The organism is Halogranum amylolyticum (genome assembly GCF_900110465.1).
Classification (GTDB): Archaea; Halobacteriota; Halobacteria; order Halobacteriales; family Haloferacaceae; genus Halogranum; species Halogranum amylolyticum.
Genome location: NZ_FODV01000015.1, coordinates 38,343 through 60,806, shown reverse-complemented (window position 1 = coordinate 60,806; position 22,464 = coordinate 38,343). Strand labels below are relative to the sequence as shown.

At 51.2% G+C, this 22,464-nt stretch carries 14 protein-coding genes and 3 pseudogenes; 4 read left to right on the top strand and 13 right to left on the bottom strand.

Annotated elements, in window-relative coordinates; all coding sequences use genetic code 11:
• Positions 1 to 134: 134 nt before the first annotated feature.
• From BSG17_RS19265 to BSG17_RS19245, 4 genes and pseudogenes are all read right to left on the bottom strand, one after another.
• Positions 135 to 1,373: an orc1/cdc6 family replication initiation protein gene (locus BSG17_RS19265; RefSeq protein ID WP_089827021.1), complete on the bottom strand. Its 1,239-nt coding sequence runs from the start codon at positions 1,371 to 1,373 to the stop codon at positions 135 to 137.
• Positions 1,374 to 2,145: 772 nt separating this feature from the next.
• Positions 2,146 to 2,472, bottom strand: coding sequence for a DUF6788 family protein (locus BSG17_RS19260; protein ID WP_089827019.1), 327 nt, complete (start codon positions 2,470 to 2,472; stop codon positions 2,146 to 2,148).
• A gap of 78 nt (positions 2,473 to 2,550) precedes the next feature.
• A pseudogene (locus BSG17_RS19255) lies at positions 2,551 to 3,476 on the bottom strand (DUF955 domain-containing protein).
• Between the two features lie 584 nt (positions 3,477 to 4,060).
• Complete coding sequence (locus tag BSG17_RS19245; protein WP_089827015.1) at positions 4,061 to 5,062, bottom strand: transcription initiation factor IIB; 1,002 nt, start codon at positions 5,060 to 5,062, stop codon at positions 4,061 to 4,063.
• Positions 5,063 to 5,553: 491 nt separating this feature from the next.
• Here BSG17_RS19245 and BSG17_RS19240 point away from each other — a divergent pair, with 491 nt between their 5' ends.
• The gene (locus BSG17_RS19240) at positions 5,554 to 6,687 is read left to right on the top strand and encodes a CobW family GTP-binding protein (RefSeq protein ID WP_089827013.1); all 1,134 of its coding nucleotides are present in this window, start codon (positions 5,554 to 5,556) and stop codon (positions 6,685 to 6,687) included.
• 238 nt (positions 6,688 to 6,925) lie between these two features.
• On the opposite strand, the gene BSG17_RS19235 is transcribed toward BSG17_RS19240, so the two are convergent.
• The 8 genes and pseudogenes from BSG17_RS19235 to BSG17_RS19200 all read right to left on the bottom strand — a co-directional run bounded on the left by BSG17_RS19235 (position 6,926) and on the right by BSG17_RS19200 (position 16,277).
• Positions 6,926 to 8,083 carry a glutathione-independent formaldehyde dehydrogenase gene (locus BSG17_RS19235; protein ID WP_089827012.1) on the bottom strand — a complete coding sequence of 386 codons (1,158 nt, stop codon included), beginning with the start codon at positions 8,081 to 8,083 and terminating at the stop codon, positions 6,926 to 6,928.
• A gap of 431 nt (positions 8,084 to 8,514) precedes the next feature.
• Positions 8,515 to 9,795, bottom strand: coding sequence for an RNA-guided endonuclease InsQ/TnpB family protein (locus tag BSG17_RS19230; RefSeq protein WP_089827010.1), 1,281 nt, complete (start codon positions 9,793 to 9,795; stop codon positions 8,515 to 8,517).
• 153 nt (positions 9,796 to 9,948) lie between these two features.
• Positions 9,949 to 10,199 (bottom strand): annotated as a pseudogene (locus BSG17_RS27960) (zinc ribbon domain-containing protein); the annotation flags it as partial.
• A 270-nt stretch (positions 10,200 to 10,469) separates the two neighbouring features.
• Entirely contained in the window at positions 10,470 to 11,480 is a 1,011-nt protein-coding gene (locus BSG17_RS19220; protein ID WP_089827008.1) for an aromatic ring-hydroxylating oxygenase subunit alpha, read from the bottom strand.
• 209 nt (positions 11,481 to 11,689) lie between these two features.
• Positions 11,690 to 12,891, bottom strand: a pseudogene (locus BSG17_RS28690) (RNA-guided endonuclease InsQ/TnpB family protein).
• A 274-nt stretch (positions 12,892 to 13,165) separates the two neighbouring features.
• Positions 13,166 to 13,525: a hypothetical protein gene (locus tag BSG17_RS19210; RefSeq protein ID WP_089827006.1), complete on the bottom strand. Its 360-nt coding sequence runs from the start codon at positions 13,523 to 13,525 to the stop codon at positions 13,166 to 13,168.
• Positions 13,526 to 13,616: 91 nt separating this feature from the next.
• Positions 13,617 to 14,750 (bottom strand): aromatic ring-hydroxylating oxygenase subunit alpha, encoded by a 1,134-nt coding sequence (locus tag BSG17_RS19205; RefSeq protein ID WP_089827004.1) that lies wholly within the window; start codon positions 14,748 to 14,750, stop codon positions 13,617 to 13,619.
• 372 nt (positions 14,751 to 15,122) lie between these two features.
• A complete protein-coding gene (locus BSG17_RS19200) occupies positions 15,123 to 16,277 on the bottom strand; it encodes a DUF8073 domain-containing protein (RefSeq protein WP_089827002.1) in 1,155 nt (384 codons plus the stop codon).
• A gap of 250 nt (positions 16,278 to 16,527) precedes the next feature.
• Here BSG17_RS19200 and BSG17_RS19195 point away from each other — a divergent pair, with 250 nt between their 5' ends.
• Entirely contained in the window at positions 16,528 to 18,030 is a 1,503-nt protein-coding gene (locus BSG17_RS19195; protein WP_089827000.1) for an anthranilate synthase component I family protein, read from the top strand.
• Positions 18,027 to 18,608, top strand: coding sequence for an anthranilate synthase component II (locus tag BSG17_RS19190; protein ID WP_089826998.1), 582 nt, complete (start codon positions 18,027 to 18,029; stop codon positions 18,606 to 18,608). Before BSG17_RS19195 ends, BSG17_RS19190 begins: the two co-directional genes overlap by 4 nt.
• Before the next feature lie 347 nt (positions 18,609 to 18,955).
• Here BSG17_RS19190 and BSG17_RS19185 read toward each other — a convergent pair whose 3' ends face one another.
• Positions 18,956 to 19,399, bottom strand: coding sequence for a GlcG/HbpS family heme-binding protein (locus BSG17_RS19185; protein WP_089826996.1), 444 nt, complete (start codon positions 19,397 to 19,399; stop codon positions 18,956 to 18,958).
• Positions 19,400 to 19,837: 438 nt separating this feature from the next.
• On the opposite strand from BSG17_RS19185, the gene BSG17_RS19180 reads away from it, so the two are divergent.
• Positions 19,838 to 22,411, top strand: coding sequence for a GcvT family protein (locus tag BSG17_RS19180; protein ID WP_089826994.1), 2,574 nt, complete (start codon positions 19,838 to 19,840; stop codon positions 22,409 to 22,411).
• The last annotated feature ends 53 nt before the right edge of the window (positions 22,412 to 22,464 follow it).

Here is a 22,464-nt window from a genome sequence, read left to right as displayed (position 1 = left end):
TCGAAATCCCGACGACGTCCTCGATGAACTGGTGAATATGGGCTACTCGCTTGATCAGAAAGAAGAGGAGTGATCAGCTAGTCACCAGCCCCAGAGAGATACCACCGTTTCCGCTGTTCTTTCGCTCCATCATCCTATAGCGCCGCAAACTCTTCACCAGAGTCGGGGAGATACTCAATAATACTCCGATGTGCACCGAATTCGCTAATGAATGTCTGAAGTGCGTCGACGACGGTTGCGATATCGCGGGTCAGCTCATGTTCACGATACGTCCCGCCATCCTGACCTCTGTGCTCCATATACGAAATCGTCAGGTTGAGAATTTCGAAGTCGGAGAGGAAGCTGCGCATGCGGCGAGCCGTACGGGGATCTCGGTCTTGGAACTCACAGAGTTCCTTGTAGCGACGATAGACTAGCCGGGAGCGAGCAGGAGTGGTTCCCTCAGCCGCGAGTGTGGTCAATGCATAGAGCGTGAGTTGCTCATGTTCGGTGAGATCACGCATGATGTCCATGCTCTGTTGGGCTTCGAGTTTTTCCTGGGCACGTTCGACATGGTCAGTCGAGACTGATTCCGCGTTTTCGGTGCGAGCAAGGTCACCAGCTTTCCGAAGAAGGGTGATAGCGCGTCGAGCATCACCACCGTCTTGGCGACCGAGGGCAGCACACAACGGAATCACACCATCTTCGAGCGCACTCTGATGGAACGCAATATCGGCCCGCTGTTCGAGAACCTTTTGCAGTTCCTCTGTACCATACGGGGGAAACGAGATCTCAGTTTCACAAAGAGACGATTGAACCTTCGCATCAAGCTGTTCTCGGAATGTCGAGTCGTTACTAATGCCGATGAGCCCGAGTTGGATATTGTCGATATACCCGTTGTTGTCAGCGCGGGTAATCTGGTAGAGGAAGGTATCGTCCTTGATGTGGTCAATCTCGTCAAGGACGATGATGACGGTCCCAGAGAGTTTGTTGAGTTCGTCCCAGAGAAGACGATAGACTTTGGATTGAGGATGACCGGTCTCGGCGATATGGTGGTCTGGTGCTCGAAGACTGTTCACGAGGCTAATCGCGGCTTGGTAGCTGGTACTGAGACCATCACAGTTGAGCGTGATTACAGACAGATCGACGTCGAAGTGCTCTGCTGATTCTTGCAGTTCGTTAAGCAAGAAGTTCGTTACAGCGGTCTTCCCCACACCAGTCTTCCCGTAAATGAAGATATTGTCAGGGTACTCGCCGTTGATAATTGGCTGCAAAGCCGCTTCATACTCCTCGATTTCGTTATCTCGGCCGACGATATCGTCCGGCACATACTCAACCTTGAGTGTATTGCGCCGTTTGTACAGTGTATCGTCCGGCTGGAACCGAGGAGTCATGTTATGCCCGACTGAGTCGTGCTAGAATAATAATTCTACCGACCACCGTTTCCGCTATTTCCAGTAAAACCACCCCTAGGCAATATTTCCACTATGAAAATGTGACCCCGTTGTTTCCAGTATAGAGCGAGAAAGTCTCGTAGAATGTAATGAGTAGACATATATGAAGAATTTGGTTCACGAGGAGAGCCCCACCCCACCATTTCCAGTAAAAGAATCAGCACACGGTGGAGGGAGACACCCCACTATTTCCAGTAAAGCTCGGGTCACGTGATCTCCTGCTGGCAGAAGCGGGTGAACCAACGGGTTCCAGTATTTCCAGTAAAGCTCTCTTTATAAACGAGGTAGACCCCACCATTTCCAGTAAAGCGCCGCAAAAGACAGAATCGGTAGACTTCGGTGAGGTTCGATGGTTAAGAACGCGGCAACACACCCTCCCCACCATTTCCAGTAAAGCGCCGTGAAAGAGACCCGTCTACTCAAAACACAACACTAAACAAGAGAAAAGTTTATAATCACTGTCTGTGAGTTACTCCGTAGGATAGCTAGATTAGGGTTTGTGTGGGGGCTAGTTCGTTGTGAAATTAGTCTGGGTGAGGATCGAACTGGTCTCGAAACGAGTTTTACTGGAAACGATGGGGGGAGAGTGGGTGGTTCCGATCGTACACTCTCGTTATGTAAGCGTATTAGTGGAAACAGTGGGGGTCTGACGCTCGTCAGACATTGCTGTCCGAGGGGAGCTCGACCCAGAATATCCACCCGAGATCGAGGACTACTCGTCTGAGTCAACCGGCGCTTTGTACTTCGACTTGATCGTCTCACCCTCCCTCCACTGCCAGTAGTAGTAGCGATGGTCGTTGATCTCTTTCACCGTAATGGTTGCTTTGTCAGGGACATCATCGGGGAGATCGTCTGCTTCCGCTTCGACGTCCTCATCCTGCTCGTCCTGTTCTGCAAGTTGCGCCTCACGCTCGCGATGCTCGGCGAGTTCATCAGCATATCGAGCGATGTCTCGCAGCACGTTGGGAGACTGGTCGGTGAGTTTCTCAGTGATACCGCTTGGTACGTTCTGAGGCGGCGTTGGTGGAGAATTGGACATAGGTCACTATCGTGTTAACCAACACAGACGCCAACAGCAAAGCTGCGTTGGTTAAGTGAGCTCTGGTTCAGCGTCGATTCAGTCTTCAAGCAGGGCGATAATCTCTGTCGCCGTTCGACTGATCCGTCCGAGTCGCTCACGAATCACGTCTGGATCGTCGGATTCCCACGTGGCAAGGTAGAACGCCGACCCACTCGTATCGAGTCCACAGAACCGCCCGACGATGTACGCCACCGCTTCGGCTTCGACCTCGCGTTTCGCCCGCTCGGTGTCATCATCGACGTCGAAATGCAACAGCGCGTGCGCGTACTCGTGAACCAACGTCCGTACAAGGTCGGCCTCATTCACCCGGTCCTTGACCTCAACAAGTGGCTGAACGTCGATGAGGCTCAATCGCTGGCAGATACCCGTGCACTCCCGTGGGACCACTCGTCTTCGGGGACGATTCGCACCGTCACACCAAGCTCTGAAGCCGCGTCAGTCAGCTGGGACACGAGATTGCCAGCGTCACCCGTCGCGGCTGTCTCGAGGTCGGAGAGTGGCTCGCCGTCAGTCTGCGAGATATCGAAGACAGGAGCAGGTCTGAACCCGACGAGTCCTCTCGACCACTCCTCAGGTGGCGTCGCGTCGTACTCACAGCCGGTGTTGGCGTGGTAGCTCGGCGAGTTCTCACACTTGGGACACCGCTTCGTGATGATGGGTGCCCAGATCCAGATGCCTTGTTCATCTTCCTCGACGTGGCGGTCGAACTCCTCTTGCCAGGTTCGATAGCCAGCGACGCGACTGGCCTCGGGACACTGCTGTTTGATGAGCAGCGTGTTCCGGTAGGAGTAGTCGTGGAACTGACGTTGAACGTCAAGCCACTCCTGGAACTCTGCGCTTGTTTGTGCGTCGTCGACAGAGTCGACAAGGTCGTCGATCCACTGTTCGATGGTACTATGCATCTCGTCACGTCGGGTGTCGGAGTCGTCGAACGACACCACTGCGTAGTCACTCGTCGCCATGAGTTGTCTCGCGAGCACTCCAGTTTGGAATGCCCCGCACCCTTCGGGGGCAGAAAAACTCTCTGGCGGACATAACAATGCTAACCCTCGACGAAATTCTAAAACAATATGTTCCTATGATAGTGATTCAATCTTTCTATTCAAGAACCGACCGGATCTGTCTGAGATGCTGAGAGTCGTATTCTCGAAGGTGATAGCGGTTTGCACCGGACCGAACTGTATAAATGCCAATAACATCGAGTTCAACTAAACACCCCAGTATTCGTGCAAACATGTTCGACGGTATCTCCGGGTCATCGAGTAGGGTATACAGCTGTTTGCTTGTTGGGTACGTTCGGGAGCAGCTATCGAGCGCAGATTGTACCTCGTCGCCAAATATACAAAGAAAGTTGTATGCCTGTGGATACTCTCCGTGTACTGCCTCAACCTGCTCAATAAGCGATTGGTTTCTGGTCATACCCGGTGTTTATCGTATTGCTAGGTCTCGCCCAACGTAGGAAAAACACTTCTATCGACCGTATCTCAACACATGTCTGGGAAAATCTATTACTTGCCCCTTTTTGTAGCTTTTAAATCGCAAATCTTCAGTAGTCAAATTCACGCAACCGAGCTCGGCGAATGGGGCCTACCCCATGTGCTTTCAGTGCCTGAATCTGTTCTCTGTATCTGTCCCGAATTGTGCGTTTTGTGACCTGCGTCACCTGTGCGATATCATCCTGTGTCCGTTTCTCGTTACAAAGCACTCCAGCCACATACAAAGCTCCAGCAGCGATGCCGGTTGGCGACTTTCCCGATTGATGGCTTTCTTTGGCGGCAATTTTGATTATTTCACACGCTTGTTCTCGTACTTCCTCACTTGCATTTAGTTCTGAAACGAACCGAGGGACGTACCGCGTTGGGTCAACAGGAGTCATTTTGAGATTGAGCTCTTTCGAGAGATGGAGATGGCCACGAGCGACCCGTTCATAAGACACACGCGCAACCTCAGCTATCTCATCAAGACTCCGTGGAATCTCGTCTTGACGACAAGCGATATAGAGGCAGCTTGAAGCGATCGCTTCTGTTGCCCACCCCCGAACCAAATCCGCTGTGTGCGCTTTTCGATAAACTACACAGGCGGCTTCGCGTGGTAGGTCTGGAACTCCCAAGCCAGATGCCATACGATCGATCTCAGAAAAGGCAAACTGAAGATTCCGCTCTTTGGCATTCCTGGTTCGAATTCTGGCTTGCCAGTTCCGAAGCCGATTCATTTGAGTCCGTTTCGTACTCGAGAGCGGGTTGCCATGCCCGTCTTTATTTTGCCAGTCGATTTGTGTCGTTAGCCCTTTGTCGTGCATTGTCTGCGTCAGAGGTGCGCCGACACGTGACTTATTTTTCTGATCTTGTTGGTCGAACACCCGCCATTCGGGCCCGTAATCAATGTTCTGAGTCACGATGACGAGCCCACATGCTTTGCAGATACGTTCGTCGCCCCGGTTGCTTTGAACGATTGAATCGGCTGAACACTCAGGACATTGATCACTCTCGTGGTTTGGTTTTTGCTTCTCAACTGGAGTACAGAGTCGACTCTGCTGGACCTCTTGCATGGTAACATGCTGTGTACAACATGTGCATATAGCCAAACATCTGCCCAAGATTTGCCCGGTTGATTTCTCAGAGAAATGATTCTCTTATCAAACAATAAACTTCTTTGGTGTCTATTTTCAATAGAGAACACTATCGCACCGCCTCAAACACAGGTCGGACCGTCTTTACGTACGACGGTATTCCACCGTGTTTCACACATTTGATTGTGGTTACTTATGTATAGGGAGTCAGCCTTGCTATTGCAGCAGTTTGTGGAGTGTAGTGTCGGCTTCTTCCCCGAAATCAAGCCTTGGGGAATCTGCCTCGCAATTCTGTGAACCAAATCCCGTTGACCGACGAACGAGTATTGAGATTGCCATGTTCATGATGATAAAAATCAAATGGGTTGAGAAATCGGTTTAAGAAGACGATCCCAACATTAGTCAATCAAAATATATTTAGAGGCTTCAGCCGAGGTTTAAATACGAACCGTCATGAGTTTCAATATGACATGCACGAATCAGTAGAAGACATTCCGATAACAGTTATCTGTGGTCCACTGGGAGCAGGTAAAACAACGTTAGTCAACCAACTACTGAAAAACCCAGGTGAGAGGCAGATAGCCGTCATTGTCAACGATATGGGCGAAGTGAACATCGATGCAGAGTTGGTCGAAGACGAGGCAGAAAAGGGAGTGATCGACCTCTCGAATGGGTGCATTTGCTGTCGCCTCCAAGATGATCTAGTGACGGAGGTCACCCGTATAGCTGATCAACGATCGTTTGATTACCTAGTTGTTGAAGCTTCGGGAATCAGCGAACCAATTCCCATCGCTCGGTCACTGACAGTCGGTACGGAGGAAAAGAGCCTTTCTGACCGCTTCTATCTAGATACGACTGTTTCCGTCATTGATGCCTATGGATTCTGGAAGGCATTCGATCCCGAAGAATCGCTTCCGGATGCTGCACCCGATCCAGAGCGCCCTTTGACCGAAGTGTTAGTCGACCAAATCGAGTTTTGCGACGTGCTATTACTGAACAAATGTGATATGGTCCCTGAAGAAGCGCTGGATTCGGTTGAGGCGGCAATTGAAGAGCTTCAACCACGCGCGGAAATTCACCGGACGAGATACAGTCAAATCAACCCGAATGATGTGCTTGACACGGGGCTATTCAACTTTGGTGAAGCGAAACGGCAGCAAGGCTGGAAACAAGCCCTCGCCAACGAGACAGACGAAGCTGGAAACGGAAACCATGACCACAGCCACGAAGATAGTGGTGAAGCGGTTTCTGCAGCGACTGCCCACGGGGTAGAATCTTTTGTCTATCATCGGGAACGGCCGTTCCATCCAACCCGATTCAACATGTGGCTTGACGAATGGCGCGGCAACATCGTTCGTGCGAAAGGATTCGCGTGGGTATCGAATCGCCCGAAAACGGTTCTTGGGGTAAGTCAGGCAGGTCCGGAAGTACAGGCCGGTCCTATTGGCCAGTGGGGAGACGATGACCCGATGACCAGACTAGTATTCATTGGGCGTGATCTCAATGAATCTGACTTGACTGCAGAACTTGACGACTGTTTGGCGACGGCTGAAGAACAAGCTGCGGAGAATGTTGATGATCCCTTTCCTCGCAATCTCAAGTAATCAGATTAGGTAGCGCTGAAGCCAACCTCCTCGCGGAGTTCGTCCCACGAATCATGGAACCCATAGGTTGCTTGCGATTCTGCACTACTAACAGTCTGGTAGACATCATCGTACTCCAACAACTGAGTCCAGCCATCGTGGTATCGGAAGCTGCAGTATTGACACATGTACACTCGTATTCGGTCTAGTAGTATAGGAGTATCGGCAAAAATCTGGGTAGATGACGAATTAGCTGGAATTAGGGTTCCAGAAGAACCTTCGTAACGCCTTCTTCCCGGTTGTCGAACTTCTCGTACATCTCCGGCGCGTCCTCTAGGTCGACACGGTGCGAGACAACCCAACTAGGATCGGCTCGACCTGAAATGATCATGTCACGGAGTTCACGATTATACTGCTTGACGTTACACTGACCGGTACCGAGAGCTTGACCTTTCTCGAAGAGGAGGCCGAAGTCGATGCCGAGGCGACCCTGTGCAGCCATTTCGTCGGGGGCACCAGGGTCATCGGGCACGTAGAGACCAGGAATCCCGAGTTCACCGGTTGGACGGACAGTCCGGATAAGGTTGTTAATGACGACAGCCGGGTTTTCACGGGCTGGGTCATATGCACCATCACCTTCCTTATCTGGGTCAATCGCTTGATAACCGACGGCGTCAACGCCTTTGTCCACACCACCGCCGTGGAGATCCTTGATTTGTTCGACAGGATTGCCCTCCTCAAAGTTGATTGGGATCGCATCGCAATGCTCCTCTGCGAGTTCAAGGCGGCTTGGGACGCGGTCCACCACGTAAATCTCAGAAGCACCCTTCAGCTTCGCGCTGTATGCCGCCATCAATCCAACAGGACCTGCGCCGTATACCGCCACAGAGTCACCTGCCTCAAGGTTAGCGAGTTCCGTGCCGTGCCAGCCAGTCGGGAAGATGTCTGCCAGTAAGGCAAACGAATCTTCGTGTTCTCTCCCCTCTGGCAGTTTGAGTGCGTTGAAATCCGCATATGGAATACGGAGCTTTTCGGCTTGACCGCCTTGGTATGGCCCCATTGCGACGTACCCATATGCACCACCTGCGAAGCCGGGATTGACGTTCGTACAGAACCCGGTGTACCCGTTCTCACAGTTCTCACAGAATCCGCAAGCGACATTAAACGGGGCGACGACACGGTCTCCCTTTTCAAGGCTACTGACTGCATCCCCGACCTCCGTCACGATACCCATATTTTCATGTCCAAACACGATTCCTGGTTCTGCAGCCGTCCGTCCCTCGTACATATGGAGATCGGACCCACAAATACAGGTGGTCGTGATGTCGATGACTACATCATTTGGGTGTTCAATTGCTGGCTCATCAACTTCTTCGACTGCAACCTCGCGTTCGCCTTTGTAGACGACAGCATCCATAGACATCGTTTGATGACTCCATTCATTTTCTCTTGACGACCGTATTTATATCCATGGACTACTTAAATAATCGCAAGAATTGATTCCCAAGTATGAATAACCAGAAACAGATCATGTACTCTATTTATAATTTTTCTTATCGTTTGTGTTCGACTCATCTCTCATCGCGAAAAACTTGTGATCATTTCTCGAGGCTTGATCCCGGGTTCCTGTTTCGACGACGAACTTTGCACTCATCGCAACACGAGTCAAAGAGAGCGCAGTCTCTACAGGCGTTGACGATATCGAATCTCTCGTCCGTACATCAGAAACGAGTACGTTTCTGAGGACGTTCTTTCTGGGTATCCCACTACTTAATCAGAAAGACCACGATTGACATCCTCCCCGCCCTGAAGGGCGAGGATTCCCGACCGCCGTTGGGATATTGTGGTTTACGACGTAGCCTGTTCTCGCGGTGCGAAGCATCCGCTCTCTGAATCGAACAGGTACACCGAAGGCTGTGCCAACCAGCCGTTACTCCTATCTCCCCCATCACAGGTGAGACTCGGAGATACTTTCTGCCGAATATTCTCAGCACCGTTCACATCCGCATTAGCCACCGTATCACACTTATCACAGACGTACAACCCGCGCTCAACACGGTTCGATTTGCGCTTCTGACCACAGCACGAACACGACTTCGACGTATCGCGTTCAGACACTTGCTCAACCGTGATTCCCTCTATCTCGGCTTTGTAGTCAAGCATCGAGGTGAATCGGTCGAACGCGCATGAATGCAGGTCGAGGTTGCCGTGTTTCCACCAATTCTTCGACTCACCACTCTCCTCATCCTCGCGGATACTGGAGAGGTCGCCCATAACAATGGTTCCAACTTCTTCGTCAACACACCGTTGAACGATGTGTTTCGAGAGCGTGTGGAAGTAGTGGGTGCGACGAGCAGACTTCTTCTGGTTCAACCGTGTGGCCTGCTCGGAGTCAGAGTCATCACACTGGGCGATTCGTTTGCTGAAGTAGTAGTCGTCCTGCTTCAAGCAATTCAGCGGGTATAACTCGCTGTGGCCGTCTTCGTAGGCGAGTGCGGCGAAGTTGTTGATACCGAGGTCAACACCCACGGTTTTCTCACCGGGCGATTCTGATACTTCGATTTCGACTTTGCAGACGAAGTGTAGTTCCCACTCGTCACCTGCCCAGACTGTTCTGACTTGTTGGACGCTCTCTACGGTGGAGAGGTCAACGTCGGGGCGAGTCTGGTACTCACAGAGGATGAAGTCCGACCAATACTCCTTGAGATTCGAGCCTTTGGAGAGGCGGACTCGGTTGTATTGGGTGTCGAGTTTGAAGCCTTTGTTCTTGAACGTGACTGTTGAACGCGGGTGTTCGTCGTTGTGTTTGCGGTAGCCGGGCGGGTTCGCTTTCGTGTCTCCGTTGCGTCGTTTGCCGTACCAGCCGTTGAACGCTTCAGCGAGTCCTTGAAGGACTTGCTGACTTGACTGAGAATGCAGGTCATCATAGCGTTCGTGCGACTTCAGGTACGCGGTGAGTTCGTCGTGTTCGGGGATGTAGTCGATCTCGTCCCAGACGCGACTGCATGTCCACCGTCCGACGTTCCAGAGTTTCGATGCTGAGAACCCGAGCGAATCAAGATCGTCGGACACCTGTTGCTGGTTCCGTATGGAAGCAGTGTAGGTGCGGGTGACGACCTGTTTCGCCATACGTAACCTATGTCGGAATAGTTACTTGAAGCTATGGGTTGTGCAGCGTGGAATATCCAGTCGTGTCATCGAACGGTGGTTAGTGTAGGGTAATGTCGGATTCATCCCCGCGCTAAAGCACGGGGCTTTCTCCTCGACTTTCCGTAAAAATTCACTAGCGTTCGCATCTCTGTCTGCTTCAAACTCACAGGCAAGACATGAGTGCTCACGGACCCACAACGGCTTTTCCGTCGAAGTGCCACAAGACACATGTTCTTCAGTCGCACCTATTGGGGTAACTGCGACGAAATGTGTCCCTCTCGTTCACACCTGTATTCGAGTAGCGAGAGAAAAGTGCGCCACACTGCCGACGTAGTATTTCGGCTGTTTGACGGTAACTTCATCATCTCCTTGACGTTCAAGTCTCAAACAGCTAGAGGTCGTGCTCCTGTGCCAGTGATACATGGGCTTGTGAGCTTGCCCCGAGCAGTGTATGAGAACTGTGTGACCGCTGTTATCCCTTGCTGCTCGTGCCTCTCTATTCGGTTGGCGCTCGCTGAGGAAGGGGGCTTAGCGCCTACTTTCGGCTAAAGGCCAGAGCTTCCTACAAGGGAAGTCTCGTCATGGGGGATTTCACACGGAGGTGTTGGACCGATGATCAACGTACTGTAGCGCTGATCTTTGCATCAATTTATTTACGAATTATAGGCGTCCTGCGCGAGCTGGTGGAATTTGTGGACAGTATGTTCGTTCGGTCCAAGCTGGGCTTGTGAAAGTGCGCCTGTCCGCAGTCCTGCCCACTGGCGTTCGACAAGTTCGAAGTCTTCCTCTTGCAGCTGACGACTTGTTCGAATGAAATCCATCTCTTCTTCGGAGAGCTCTGGACTCTCGAAGTAGTAGTCCGCGATAAGCCGGAACCGGTTGGTGTCGATCGGGTCGATAATGTACGTGCCGTAGCCGTCGGCGGTACCGTACATGTTGATCGTGAAGTTCGGCCAGAAGTAGTGGAACTGGGCTTCATGCTCGTCGTGAATCCGTAGCTCGTCATCAACGTCCTGCCGATGTTGGTAGTGAAGTACCCAATGGTAGTCGTTAACTTCGAGTTCGGACTTGTCGAGCCGCAGTCCTTTTACCCAGTCTTGGTGGTTCGCTTGACAATGGTCACACTCTGAATAGTTACTGCTGAACACCTTCCAGTTGCACTCGACCTCCGAGACGATACGATTTGCGTGTTCGTACTCGCCTAGCGGAAGCGATTCCAGACGGTCTTTCATCACGCCAGCCTGCTCGTCGAGCGGCATCGGATCGTCGCTCAAGTTGGTGAAGACAAGTGGTCCAATCGTATCCACGTGGACGTCGTTTAAATCATCAAGCTCGTCAGTGTCGAGTCGACTTGGGTCCTCCATTGAGGTCTCTGACACATGCTTTGAGCCATCGCGTGCCGAGACATTGTGGAACACCTGAATCGAACTATCGTCGTCACGGACGACTATAAGATCACGACCACCGATGGATCGAGTGAAATACTCTCCTGTTTCTTTGATGCAGTTCGCGTGACCAGCATAGACCCAGTATTGGCCGAATATCTTGTCCTTTTCCAGTTCGAAAACTTCAGGATCTGTGAAGTATCTGGCTGGTAGTGCATTCGACTTATCAGTGATATCCGGGCTTACAGCTTGCGTCTGGGCTTCGTTCCACTGTGTCATACATTACGATTATGGAGGTAGTTAACAAAAAGCGTTGGGCAGTGCTATACAGCACCATTATAAGCAATACCAAACCACATATTCTAGGTAACTGTGTCCAGATTTTCGTAGTATACTACGGACACGGATTGTCCGTCAACTGCCCCGCGTACGGTGGCACGGGGCTTGTCAGTGACCTCGTCCTCGAACCCTCTCGGGCGTGAGTAATCTCAACTCGGCGTCTTCGGTCCTGACTTCAGAGCGTATTGACTGATGCTCCTCCCACCCGGCGACTGATGACCGCGTAGGAGATACAGCTATGCGATATTCTTCGCCGCATTGTAATCTGCGTGATTCCGATTTCTGCACTGAACGCACTCAAAGTCTTCGCGATGACGGTTATCCTCGTGGACATAGCCACACTCAGCACACCGCTTCGACGTGTCCTTCGGATTCACCACATCCACGAACACGCCTTCGACTTCCGCCTTGTACTCCACGTACTTCTTCAGGGTGCTGAACGCCCTCACCGAATGCCATTCAGCGTCTCGCAAGTCCTCACGGATTCCGTCTAAGTCTTCGAACACGATCCCATCACAGTCGTGTTCAAGAGCTTCCTCAACGATACCGTTAGCGACCGAGTGCAGGACGTGTTTGACGTACCGGTCTTCGCGACCGCTCATCTGTTCGATGGTGCGGTGTGCTGACTGCGTCCCGGTCTGCTGGAGTCCCCTACGAGTTTTCTCGAACTCTCGACAAGTATAGTTCAGTTCACCAGCAGAGAAGAATCGTGCAGTGCTGGTGACGGCGGTTTGGTTAACGCCGAGGTCGACACCGAGAACCGTTCCGTTCTCAGTCGTCGCCTCTGACTTGTCTTCGTCGAGTTGTGGTTTGGGTTTTCGATACCCGAGATGGATGTAGTAATCTCCGTCGCGGTAATGAAGCGTACTCTCCGTGTACTCCTACCCGTCGTCTCGAAGGTACTCGTACTGGTATCCACGCTTTCGGGTAAAGCGAGTTCAGTGTGGACACGCGAGTGGTCTCTGAGCGTTGTGAGTGACACTCTTTCTTTGTCGGGGAAGACGGTCATGGTTCGGCGGTCGAACATCATTGACCGACTCATGCATTTCGGTTGTGACGCTTTCTTCCCTTTGATTAGACGCTCTTTGCATGACTTGATAGCTTCGGAGACACGGTGACACGCGAGGATAGCGTGTTAGCTTCCAAGCCCGGTTTGGTCTTGGAGTTTGTCTCGGGCGATGTCTTGGACATCGGGTTTGGTGTGACACTTGTTCCATGCAAGACTGCTGCCGAGGTTACAGCCGTCTCGCCATTCGTCGATAGTGTCGGAAAGGAGTTGCTCATCGCTGTCACTACGCACGTCAAGGCGTGTGACAACCGTGCGACGGTAGTACTCCTTGCCCGATGCTATATCTTCAATGTGCAGCTGTAGGATATAAAATTCTACTCTGAGTGTGGGCTTACCCCGCCTCCGGTGGGGCAGGGAATCCGCCTTGCTTACTGTTTGAAGCACAACCCGAGTCCATTTCCGAAGTAGTACACCTCAAGAATTGAGTGTTATACTGGAACGTAACCCGTGCCGAAGATAATACTTTTACTAACTTCTTGAAAAGAGGAATATTACTCAGAGCGTCGGGCTTCGCCCTTGTGTCTAGTGTGTAAAATCGGCCTTGAAGACGGGCGGTCTAAAATGCCCCTAAGTGGTCGTCCTGTGGTTCGTATAGTCCACCTCCCATTCTTATCTCGTGGATCTGATCTAGAGTCTGTTTGATTGATTGGCCACGTTCGTTCATTACCGCTGCGATGACACCGACAGGAACTCCATTTTCGTGGCGCTTTTCCAGTTGACGGATAATACCCTTGAGGTCCTGCGCTGTAACTCCAGTGTCTAGGTCTGTATCTGCGTGTTCTATTTCAACATCATGGCCTGTTACCCGGTGATGTCGGCGGTAAAAGTCGATGATTTCGTTTGGACTATCGGTCTGTCGTGTAACGTCACACTCTGGACAAGCAGCGACGTATGGTGCCTGATCTTGTGAGCTCATGGTGATGTGTATTGTGATGAGTTAGTATACCAAACCGGTCTCTATGTGTTCCCACGCCAAAGGGAGGGGAACACTAGTCACAAAGGACCTGTTAGGAGTTATATGATTCCTGCGCGAGCTGGTGGAATTTGTGGACAGTATGTTCGTTCGGCCCAAGTTGGGCTTGTGAAAGTGCACCCGTTCGAAGTCCCTCCCACTGGCGTTCAACTAGTTCGAAGTCCTCTTCTTGTAGTTGACGGCTTGTCCGGATAAATTCCTCTTCCTCCTCTGAGAGCTTCGGATCTGCGAAGTAGTAGTCTGCGATGAGCTGGAACCGGTTGGTGTCGATCGGGTCGATGATGTACGTGCCGTAGCCGTCGGCGGTACCGTACATGTTAACCGTGAAGTTCGGCCAGAAGTAGTGGAACTGGGCTTCATGCTCGTCGTGAATCCGTAGCTCATCTTCCACATCTTCATCATGAGTATAGTGGAGTACCCAATGATAATCATTGACCTCCAGCTCGGACTCGTTGAGTGAGATCCCTTTAATCCAGTCTTGGTGGTTCGCTTGACAATGGTCACACTCTGAATAGTTACTGCTGAACACCTTCCAGTTGCACTCGACCTCCGAGACGATACGATTTGCGTGTTCGTACTCGCCTAGCGGAAGCGATTCCAGACGGTCTTTCATCACGCCAGCCTGCTCGTCGAGCGGCATCGGATCGTCGCTCAAATTGACGAAGATGAGTGGTCCAATCGTGTCTACGTGTACATCGTTTAGAGCGTTCTCCTCAGAATCAAATTTCTGTACGTTTTCGTCCTCAAGCTCAGGATTTAGACCCGCTTCCTCGAAGCTCTTAGGCGTACTCTTGAGTTCTCCCTCGAGGTCATACGTCCACAGATGATATGGACACTTAATCCGACGGGCGTTTCCGGGGTCGGTCATGGGAGTGTCATCAACCATCTTTGAGCCACGATGGGCACAGACATTATCAAATGCTTTGACCTCTCCATCATGACCACGCACGATGATTAGTTGTCGCTCTCCAACTGTGCGGGTAAAGTACTGCCCTGCTTCTTTGATACAGTTCGCGTGACCAGCATAAACCCAGTACTGACCGAATATCTTGTCTTTTTCCAGTTCGAAAACGTCTGGATCAGTGAAGTACTTGGCTGGCAATGCGTTCGATTTCTCTGTGATATCTGCACTCACAGCTTCGGTTTGGGAATCATCCCACTGAGTCATACAAAGCTACCAATACACCAGCTATAAAAAATACTTCACCCGTAATAATGAACATCACTATAATACAGGACTGTATGGAGGATTCACTCTTCCACTTCAGGCCTGTTGAACAAGGCTGTCACACGATATTTACTTGTGACCTCTCACTGCTTGGAAAGGTATCTTCCGAACAAAGAACATCCTTTCTCCTGGTCTGGAACTTGGGTGCGGGATTTTGTCGAGCCGAGGCAGATGAAATCAGGACTCTCGAGTTAGATCCCGACTTCCAGAATGCCGAGCGTAGATACGTAAGTTCTTCTTTCCACACGCGCAACGTATTAAGCTATAATCGCCAATAAGTATTGTTTATAGACGAGTGACTCGTAGTTGGAATTAACAGCCTCTCTGAGTACTGTTTCGAATCCGGTCTGCAATTTCTTCTCGAGAGACTGCCTTATCGGGATTATGTGCCATTCTTCGCATCACGAGATCAATCAAATTCAGCTGTTCCAATAGTTCCCGTGTACGTTTCCGGTCGATATTCAGCTGCCGCTGCATGTCATACAATGTCATCGATGATTCAATTGCATCTGCTAACTTCTCGAGTGTGAGATTGTCTGGAAGACCAAACCCATCAGCGAGGAGTTGTTTATTCGAGACATTCTCTATCGGGTCCTCTTCTATTTGGTTCTTCTCTGAGTATGATTCAGTCGACGACGGTGTGTCCTTTGCTGATTTGTCTGAGATTGGTTGTTCAGGGCCGTTAGCAGTGTCGTCAAGCTCTTCTATGTGATCTTCAGATCTTTCTTCATCTGATGTTTGATATGATGCTGGCTCGTGAATCTCAGCATCTATCATGTACCGACGCACAGTCTCTGAGGCAACGTCAATCTCGAATTCTTCACTCATTGCAGTGAAGGTGCTGAAATTATCGTACAGACATTGAAGATACTGTGTATCCTCATATGGCGGGAGATTTTTGTTTCGCACAGTGTTGAGTTCGCTCTTGATCTTGTCTTGGTTGCTCGTCGTGTCCTCTGTCGCTACAGCGGTTCCATATTCATCGATGGCTCTCTCTTCGTCTGTCTCTGACTCATTGTCACCCATGTCGGTGTGCTCAATACTCTGATTGCTGGCTGCTGATGACGAACAAGAGTGGGACCTAGACAGCTCGGATTGTTCCTCATCTAATTCTTCCCCCAACATGAGTGTGAACGTCGATAGAATCGTTCCGTCATCAGTTACGCGCACATCACCCCTAGTAATTGAGGTGTTCTCTGGGATATACTCATCTAATTCTGGGAAAATCGCTGACGAGAACTCAACTTCTAACCCTCCATTATCGGAAATCGTTGCGGTCCGGAGTAATTCCTCAACACCCGATTCTGTATTCTGACAGATGGACACCGGGAGATCAAGCGTGACACTGAGCTTCGTCTCAGATTCTTGGGTAGGGGTCATCACTTCGACACGGTGAATCTTTCCACCGTCTGATTCGTATCGCTCAATAAACTGAGAGAGCTCTTCGAACGAGGTACTTACTCCCATGGTAGTGTCTTACAATTATATGCTATCCGTGGATAAGTGCATGTGAGGAATAGATAACCCATTTATAGCCTCTTTCTACATATGAGCAAGGCGAGTGCCACAAGGCTTGACCCCGAGGTGGTCCACAAACGAGCTACCTCCAAGCATACCACGTATTGAGTGACTCCTCACAAGATTTTTATTTTTGACCCTCTCTCACAGAAGGTACTACGGGACCAGCCGCGTGTAACCGTGGAAGAATATGCGTACAATGAGCGAAATATCAATCGTTACCAAAGAAGAATCGTTCGTCGAAACCGCTGAGAATGCACCATCTGGTGTACGGATACCTGTCGAAGTACGCCTTACAGTTTCGGACCCATTCGCCGCGTACCGCCGTGTTCGTGATAATGACAGCAATGGATTCTATTTGGAGACGACAGGTGGTCAGCCCGGTTGGGGGTACTTTGGCGTTGACCCTATCGAACGTCTTCAGGTGCATGCAAACGCTGTGTCCCGGTGTGGAGAGACTCCAGCAATTGGGGCGATAGATGCGTTACTTGAACGCGAGCAACTAATTCGTGGTGGCTGTGAAGTGCCATATCCATGTGGAGCATTCGGGTGGCTCTCTTATGATGTTGCGAGAGATCTTGAAGACATCTCCCAGGCGACTGATGAAAGACTCCCTCGTCTGCAATTGGGCGTCTTCGACCGCGTCGCTGCGTGGAAGGGCCCAGTTGATGATAAAGTGACGCTACATATAACCGCATCACCCATCGTTGATGATCCAGATGCTGCATATGCTAGAGGACGCAAAAGGGCACATTCGATGGCACGAATGGCGCTTCATGGCAATGGATGTGTGAGTACGCAACCGACAACTCACAATCAAACCACTTTCGAGAGCGAGTGTGGAAAGGATACATTTGCCGATCGTGTACGCACGGTACAGCAGTACATTCGGGATGGAGAAACATTTCAAGCGAACATCTCTCATAGACTAGTTGCACCTGCGGTAGCTCACCCAATTCACGTCTTTGACGCAGTCCGAGATGTGAACCCAGCCCCATATTCGGGATTGCTGGAATTTCCTGACATTGATATCGTAAGTGCGAGTCCTGAACTCTTGCTTGACGTTGAAGGGAACCAACTCTTCACAGAGCCGATTGCAGGTACTCGACCTCGTGGTCAAACGTGTGAGGAGGACTCGGAATTGGAAACTGAACTACTCAACGATGAGAAGGAACGAGCGGAGCACGCAATGCTTGTCGATTTGGAGCGCAACGATCTTGGCAAGGTGAGCGCGTACGGCACAGTCGATGTAACAGAGTATCGCAGAATTGATCGCTATTCGGAAGTCATGCACCTTGTCTCTCTTGTTCAGGGACACAAACGAGAGGAAGTTAGCATAGCTGACGCGGTGGCAGCAGTATTTCCTGGAGGGACCATTACCGGTGCACCAAAACCTCGCACGATGGAGATAATTGATGAGGTCGAAGCCACTAATCGAGGCCCATACACTGGGAGTATTGGAATTTTTGGATTTGATGACCAAGCAACATTAAACATCATAATTCGGACACTGGTCCGTTGCGATGATGAGTACCGTCTTCGCGTCGGTAGTGGCATCGTCCATGACTCGATCCCCGAGCAAGAATATGATGAAACCCTCAACAAGGCACGAGCTCTTCTAACTGCCGTTGACGAAGCCCTTGGTGAGCAGGTCTCATTCGCTGTCGAATCTGTGAGCACGGAGGTGGGAAATACAGAATGATTTTAATAATCGATAATTACGATTCGTTTGTGTACAACTTGGTCCAATATGTCGGCCAATTCGACCGTGTTGTGGTTCGACGCAACGACGAGATTAGTATCCCAGAAATTCGCACCTCCGATCCGGACGGTGTCATTGTTTCACCAGGACCGGGAACGCCTCAAGAGGCCGGCATCTCAATGAATATCTTCTCCGAAGCTGAGCTGCCGGTACTCGGCGTGTGTCTCGGTCATCAAGCCCTTTGTGCGGCTCACGGCACTTCGGTTGGGCACGCGCCCACGGTAGTACATGGGAAAACATCGGAGGTGGTTCACGAAGGGACTGACCTCTACGAGGGCGTTCCTGACCTATTTGAAGTCGGGAGATACCATTCACTCGCGATTGACGGCGATAACCTTCCCGAGGCACTAGTCGAGACGGCCTACACGAACGACGACCGAGAAATCGCGATGAGTGTTCGACACACTGAACGACCACACTTTGGCGTACAATTTCATCCTGAAAGTATTCTCACCGATGTTGGAAAGAGAGTCATCCAGAATTTCTGCACTTCTATTGTCCACAACAGAGGTCTGTAGACGACCACGGTGCGGTTGCTATGGCCTTCGCAGTACCCTCTATCTATACGATACCACCCCACGTGAAGAAGCGCCACAGGATAAGGATGGGTAGTGTATAGAATACCCGACTCAATCGGTTCACGTTACTATAGATGTTATTCTTAGAGCGAATGAAATTCAAACGAATGACCTAATTGTGGTATTTTCGAGTTGAGGATGGAAAGTCGGGTCGCTATAACTCGACGATGACTACTCACGCCTTCGCGAGTAGTGGAGATCACGACCCTAGGGTATCGCAAATTTGTTGGGACAGTTTGGACGCTCACACAGGAGGATACCCTATCTCCATGTTTATCGCATGTCAATCAGTCGTCCGCTGCGACTGCTTCTACGTCGCTAAGGTCCTGCCATTGTGTGACACCTGCTTCGGCGACCTCTTGATCCTGACTGACTTCGCCACCGGAAACACCGATTGCACCGACAACTTCACCATCTTGTTTGAGCGGATAGCCTCCACCGAATATAACAATCCGGCCCTCATCAGTGGTTTGCAAGCCATACAGTGAGTTGCCTGGTTCGGACGCCTCAGCTAGCTCGTGGGTCGGCATATCTAGTGCAGCTGATGTGTATGCTTTGTTCCGCGAGATGTTTACAGAGGCTAACCAAGCGCCATCCATCCGGTGCTGGGCAACAAGGTTACCTTCGCTATTTGCAACTGTGATGACCATCGGATTATCGATCTCTTCGGCTTTCTCTTCTGCTGCTTTGATCAGCTTAGTCGCTGTCTGCAGCGGGATGGAGTCTACCATGCCATGAGAACCAAGCGAATTCGGCGTTAAATAGGTTGTTATTCCCAGTCATCTACTTCGATATTACATTAAATATCATTCAGAAATCTATGTACGTAGACGGTCTAATCCCGTTCATTGTTGTCTCAGACTCAAAACTGTGGTTGAATGCTAAAGCATACACAGTCGCTATCACTCAAATACTTTTTTGGGTGATATTATCCGAGCCTATACTTATCATTCTTCTATAGCTTTAATTATACTTACTGTATTCTGAAGACGACCATTGGTACTACTAACAATATATCGATACGATGAATTACGGCATAACACTTCTATCATTGTTAAGCAACAACCCAATTGCAAATTCTATCTGTCTATTTGTTGTCTCATAATGCTCTGTCTCAGTGTGAGCGGTAATTATATTTGTAGTCAGTTAGCATCTTCCGGTGTCACATTATGAACGCAAACGATAGCTTGCCGGACCAAGCAGACACTGTCATTGTCGGGGCCGGCATCGTCGGATGCAATCTCGCGTACCAACTCACCGATCTTGGTCGAGATGATGTAGTTGTCGTCGATCAAGGGCCACTCCCGACTACTGGCGGCTCTTCCAGCCACGCGCCAGGAATCATGTTCCAGACTTCGGAGTCAAAGATTCTCACGAAGTTTGCTAACTACAGTCGCAAGCTGTACTCTGAACTGGAAGACGACACCGGTACCCAGGCCTATAACGAAGTTGGCGGGATCGAAGTCGCTCGTAGCGACGAACGAATGGACTACCTTCAGCGTCGCGTTGAGTGGGGGAAGTCTTGGGGTCTTCCGAACCCACAGCTACTTTCACCGGAAGAAGTCGAAGAGAAACTTCCATTAGTCGATAGCGACGTCATTCAGGGCGGTTACTACTCGCCAACTGATGGGCAGGTATCTGGTGTTGTGGCGTGTGCGGCTCTTGCCCGCGAAGCGATGGATCGAGGTGCCAAGTTTGTTCCGCACACCCGTACACACGACATCGATACTCAGGACGGCGAAGTCCAGTCAGTTCTCACCGAGAACGGGACCATCGAGTGCAACGAAGTCGTAATTGCGACGAATATCTGGGCACGACAGCTCGGTGAAAAACTCGACGTTCACCTGCCTGTGACCCCCGTCGAACACCAGTACACAATGACGGAGCCACTGGATGAGTTGGCCGACAACAGGATTGACGTCAGCGACCATCCTCTATACGAGAACTACAAAAGTGTCTCTGGCGACAAGACTGACCGTCTCCTTGCGGGACCGGACCGTCCTATCCTGCGTGACCAAGATAACGCGATGTACTTCCGGACGCATGGCGACTCCTACGGGATCGGCTCGTACAACCACGAACCGGTCGTTCCGGATCCGCAGGAACTCGGTGGTAACGACTCTGATGGCGAGCAAGGCTCGGTTCACGAGTTCACCGAGTATCATATGAACAACGCGACTCACCCGGACCGACCCGATAAAGCCCCGCGGCAGGCAAGTAACGAACTGCTCCCGGCGACAGAGGGGAAGGAACTCGAACACAAGTACAACGGGATGTTCGCCGAGTCTCCTAATGGTCTCCCAGTGATGGGCCCGGTCGAAGAACTCGAGGGACTCTGGACTGCAGCTGGTATCTGGGTCACACACGCTGGCGGTGCTGGAAAGGCACTTGCTGAATGGATGGAGCGTGGTGTCCCACGTCTTCCTGACGGTCCGATTGACCTCGCACATGCCGACGTCAACCGATTCGACGCTCACGAGGGAAGTTGGGAGTTCGCCCGAGACATCGGTGGTGAAGAGTATCGTATCGTCTACAATATTATGCATCCGAAGTGGGTTTGGACGGACCACCAACGCGACATCCGCCGTACCCCCATGTACCACAGCCACAAAGAGCTGGATGCCGAGTTGTGGGCAGAGGCTGGATGGGAAGAACCGCAGTGGTTCGAATCTAACGCTGACTTAGTGGCAAAGTACGGCGACCAGATTCCCGACCGCGAAGGCTGGGAGGGCAAATACTGGTCACCCATCGAGGGCGCGGAGACACTACATGTCCGCAATAAGGTCGGTCTCCACGATATGACCTCGTTCAACAAGATGGAGGTCCTTGGTGACAACGCGGGCGAGTTCATCCAGTACCTCTGTACGAACGGCATGGATCTTGAGGTGGGCGACGTTCGGTACACATTGATGTGCAATGAGGGGGGCGGCATCCGCGCCGATATCACCGTCACACGTGTCGACGACGACCGCTACCTCCTCCTGACGACTGGTCGTGAGGTCGGGAACAACCACGTCGCGTGGGTCCGCGAGCAATCTCCCGAGGACGTCATCGTGAACGATGTCACTTCGAACCTCGCAGCGATGGTGTGTACCGGTCCGAACGCCCGGAAAGTGCTCTCCAAGGTGACTGACGTAGACCTCTCTGATGAAGCGTTCCCGTTCTTCACGAGCCAACAGTTCTTCGTGAAGAACGTCCCTGTCACCGCGCTTCGGGTGTCCTACGCCGGCGAACTCGGGTGGGAACTATACACACCCTCTGAGTACGGGGAGACGCTCTGGGAGCACCTCATGGAGGCCGGTGAAGAGTACGACATTCGTCCGTACGGGAACGGTGCGCTGAACGCCCTGCGTATCGAGAAGGGATTCCGACTGTGGGGAGAAGATCTCCATACAGAACATAATCCCTACGAAGCGAATCTTGGATGGGCTGTCGACTTGGACACCGACTTCATTGGAAAGCAAGCAGTTGCCTCAGCAGCTGACGGAGACAACATCTCTCACAAGGTTGCCTGTGTGACCCTTGACGACGAGGATGTGGCTATCCTCGCAAATCGCCCGGTACTCGACGGTGATGAAACGATCGGCTATGCTCACAGTGCTGAGTATGGGTATACGGTCGGCGCCTGTGTCGTCTATACGTATCTCCCATCAGAGTATGCAGAACCTGGAATTGAACTCGAGATTCTATACGAAGGGGAGCGCTACGACGCTACTGTTCGCGAAGAACCGCTACTTGACTAACAGGAACGAGCATCCGAGTTAGTCTATCGGTCTTCCAAGACAATTTTTCATTA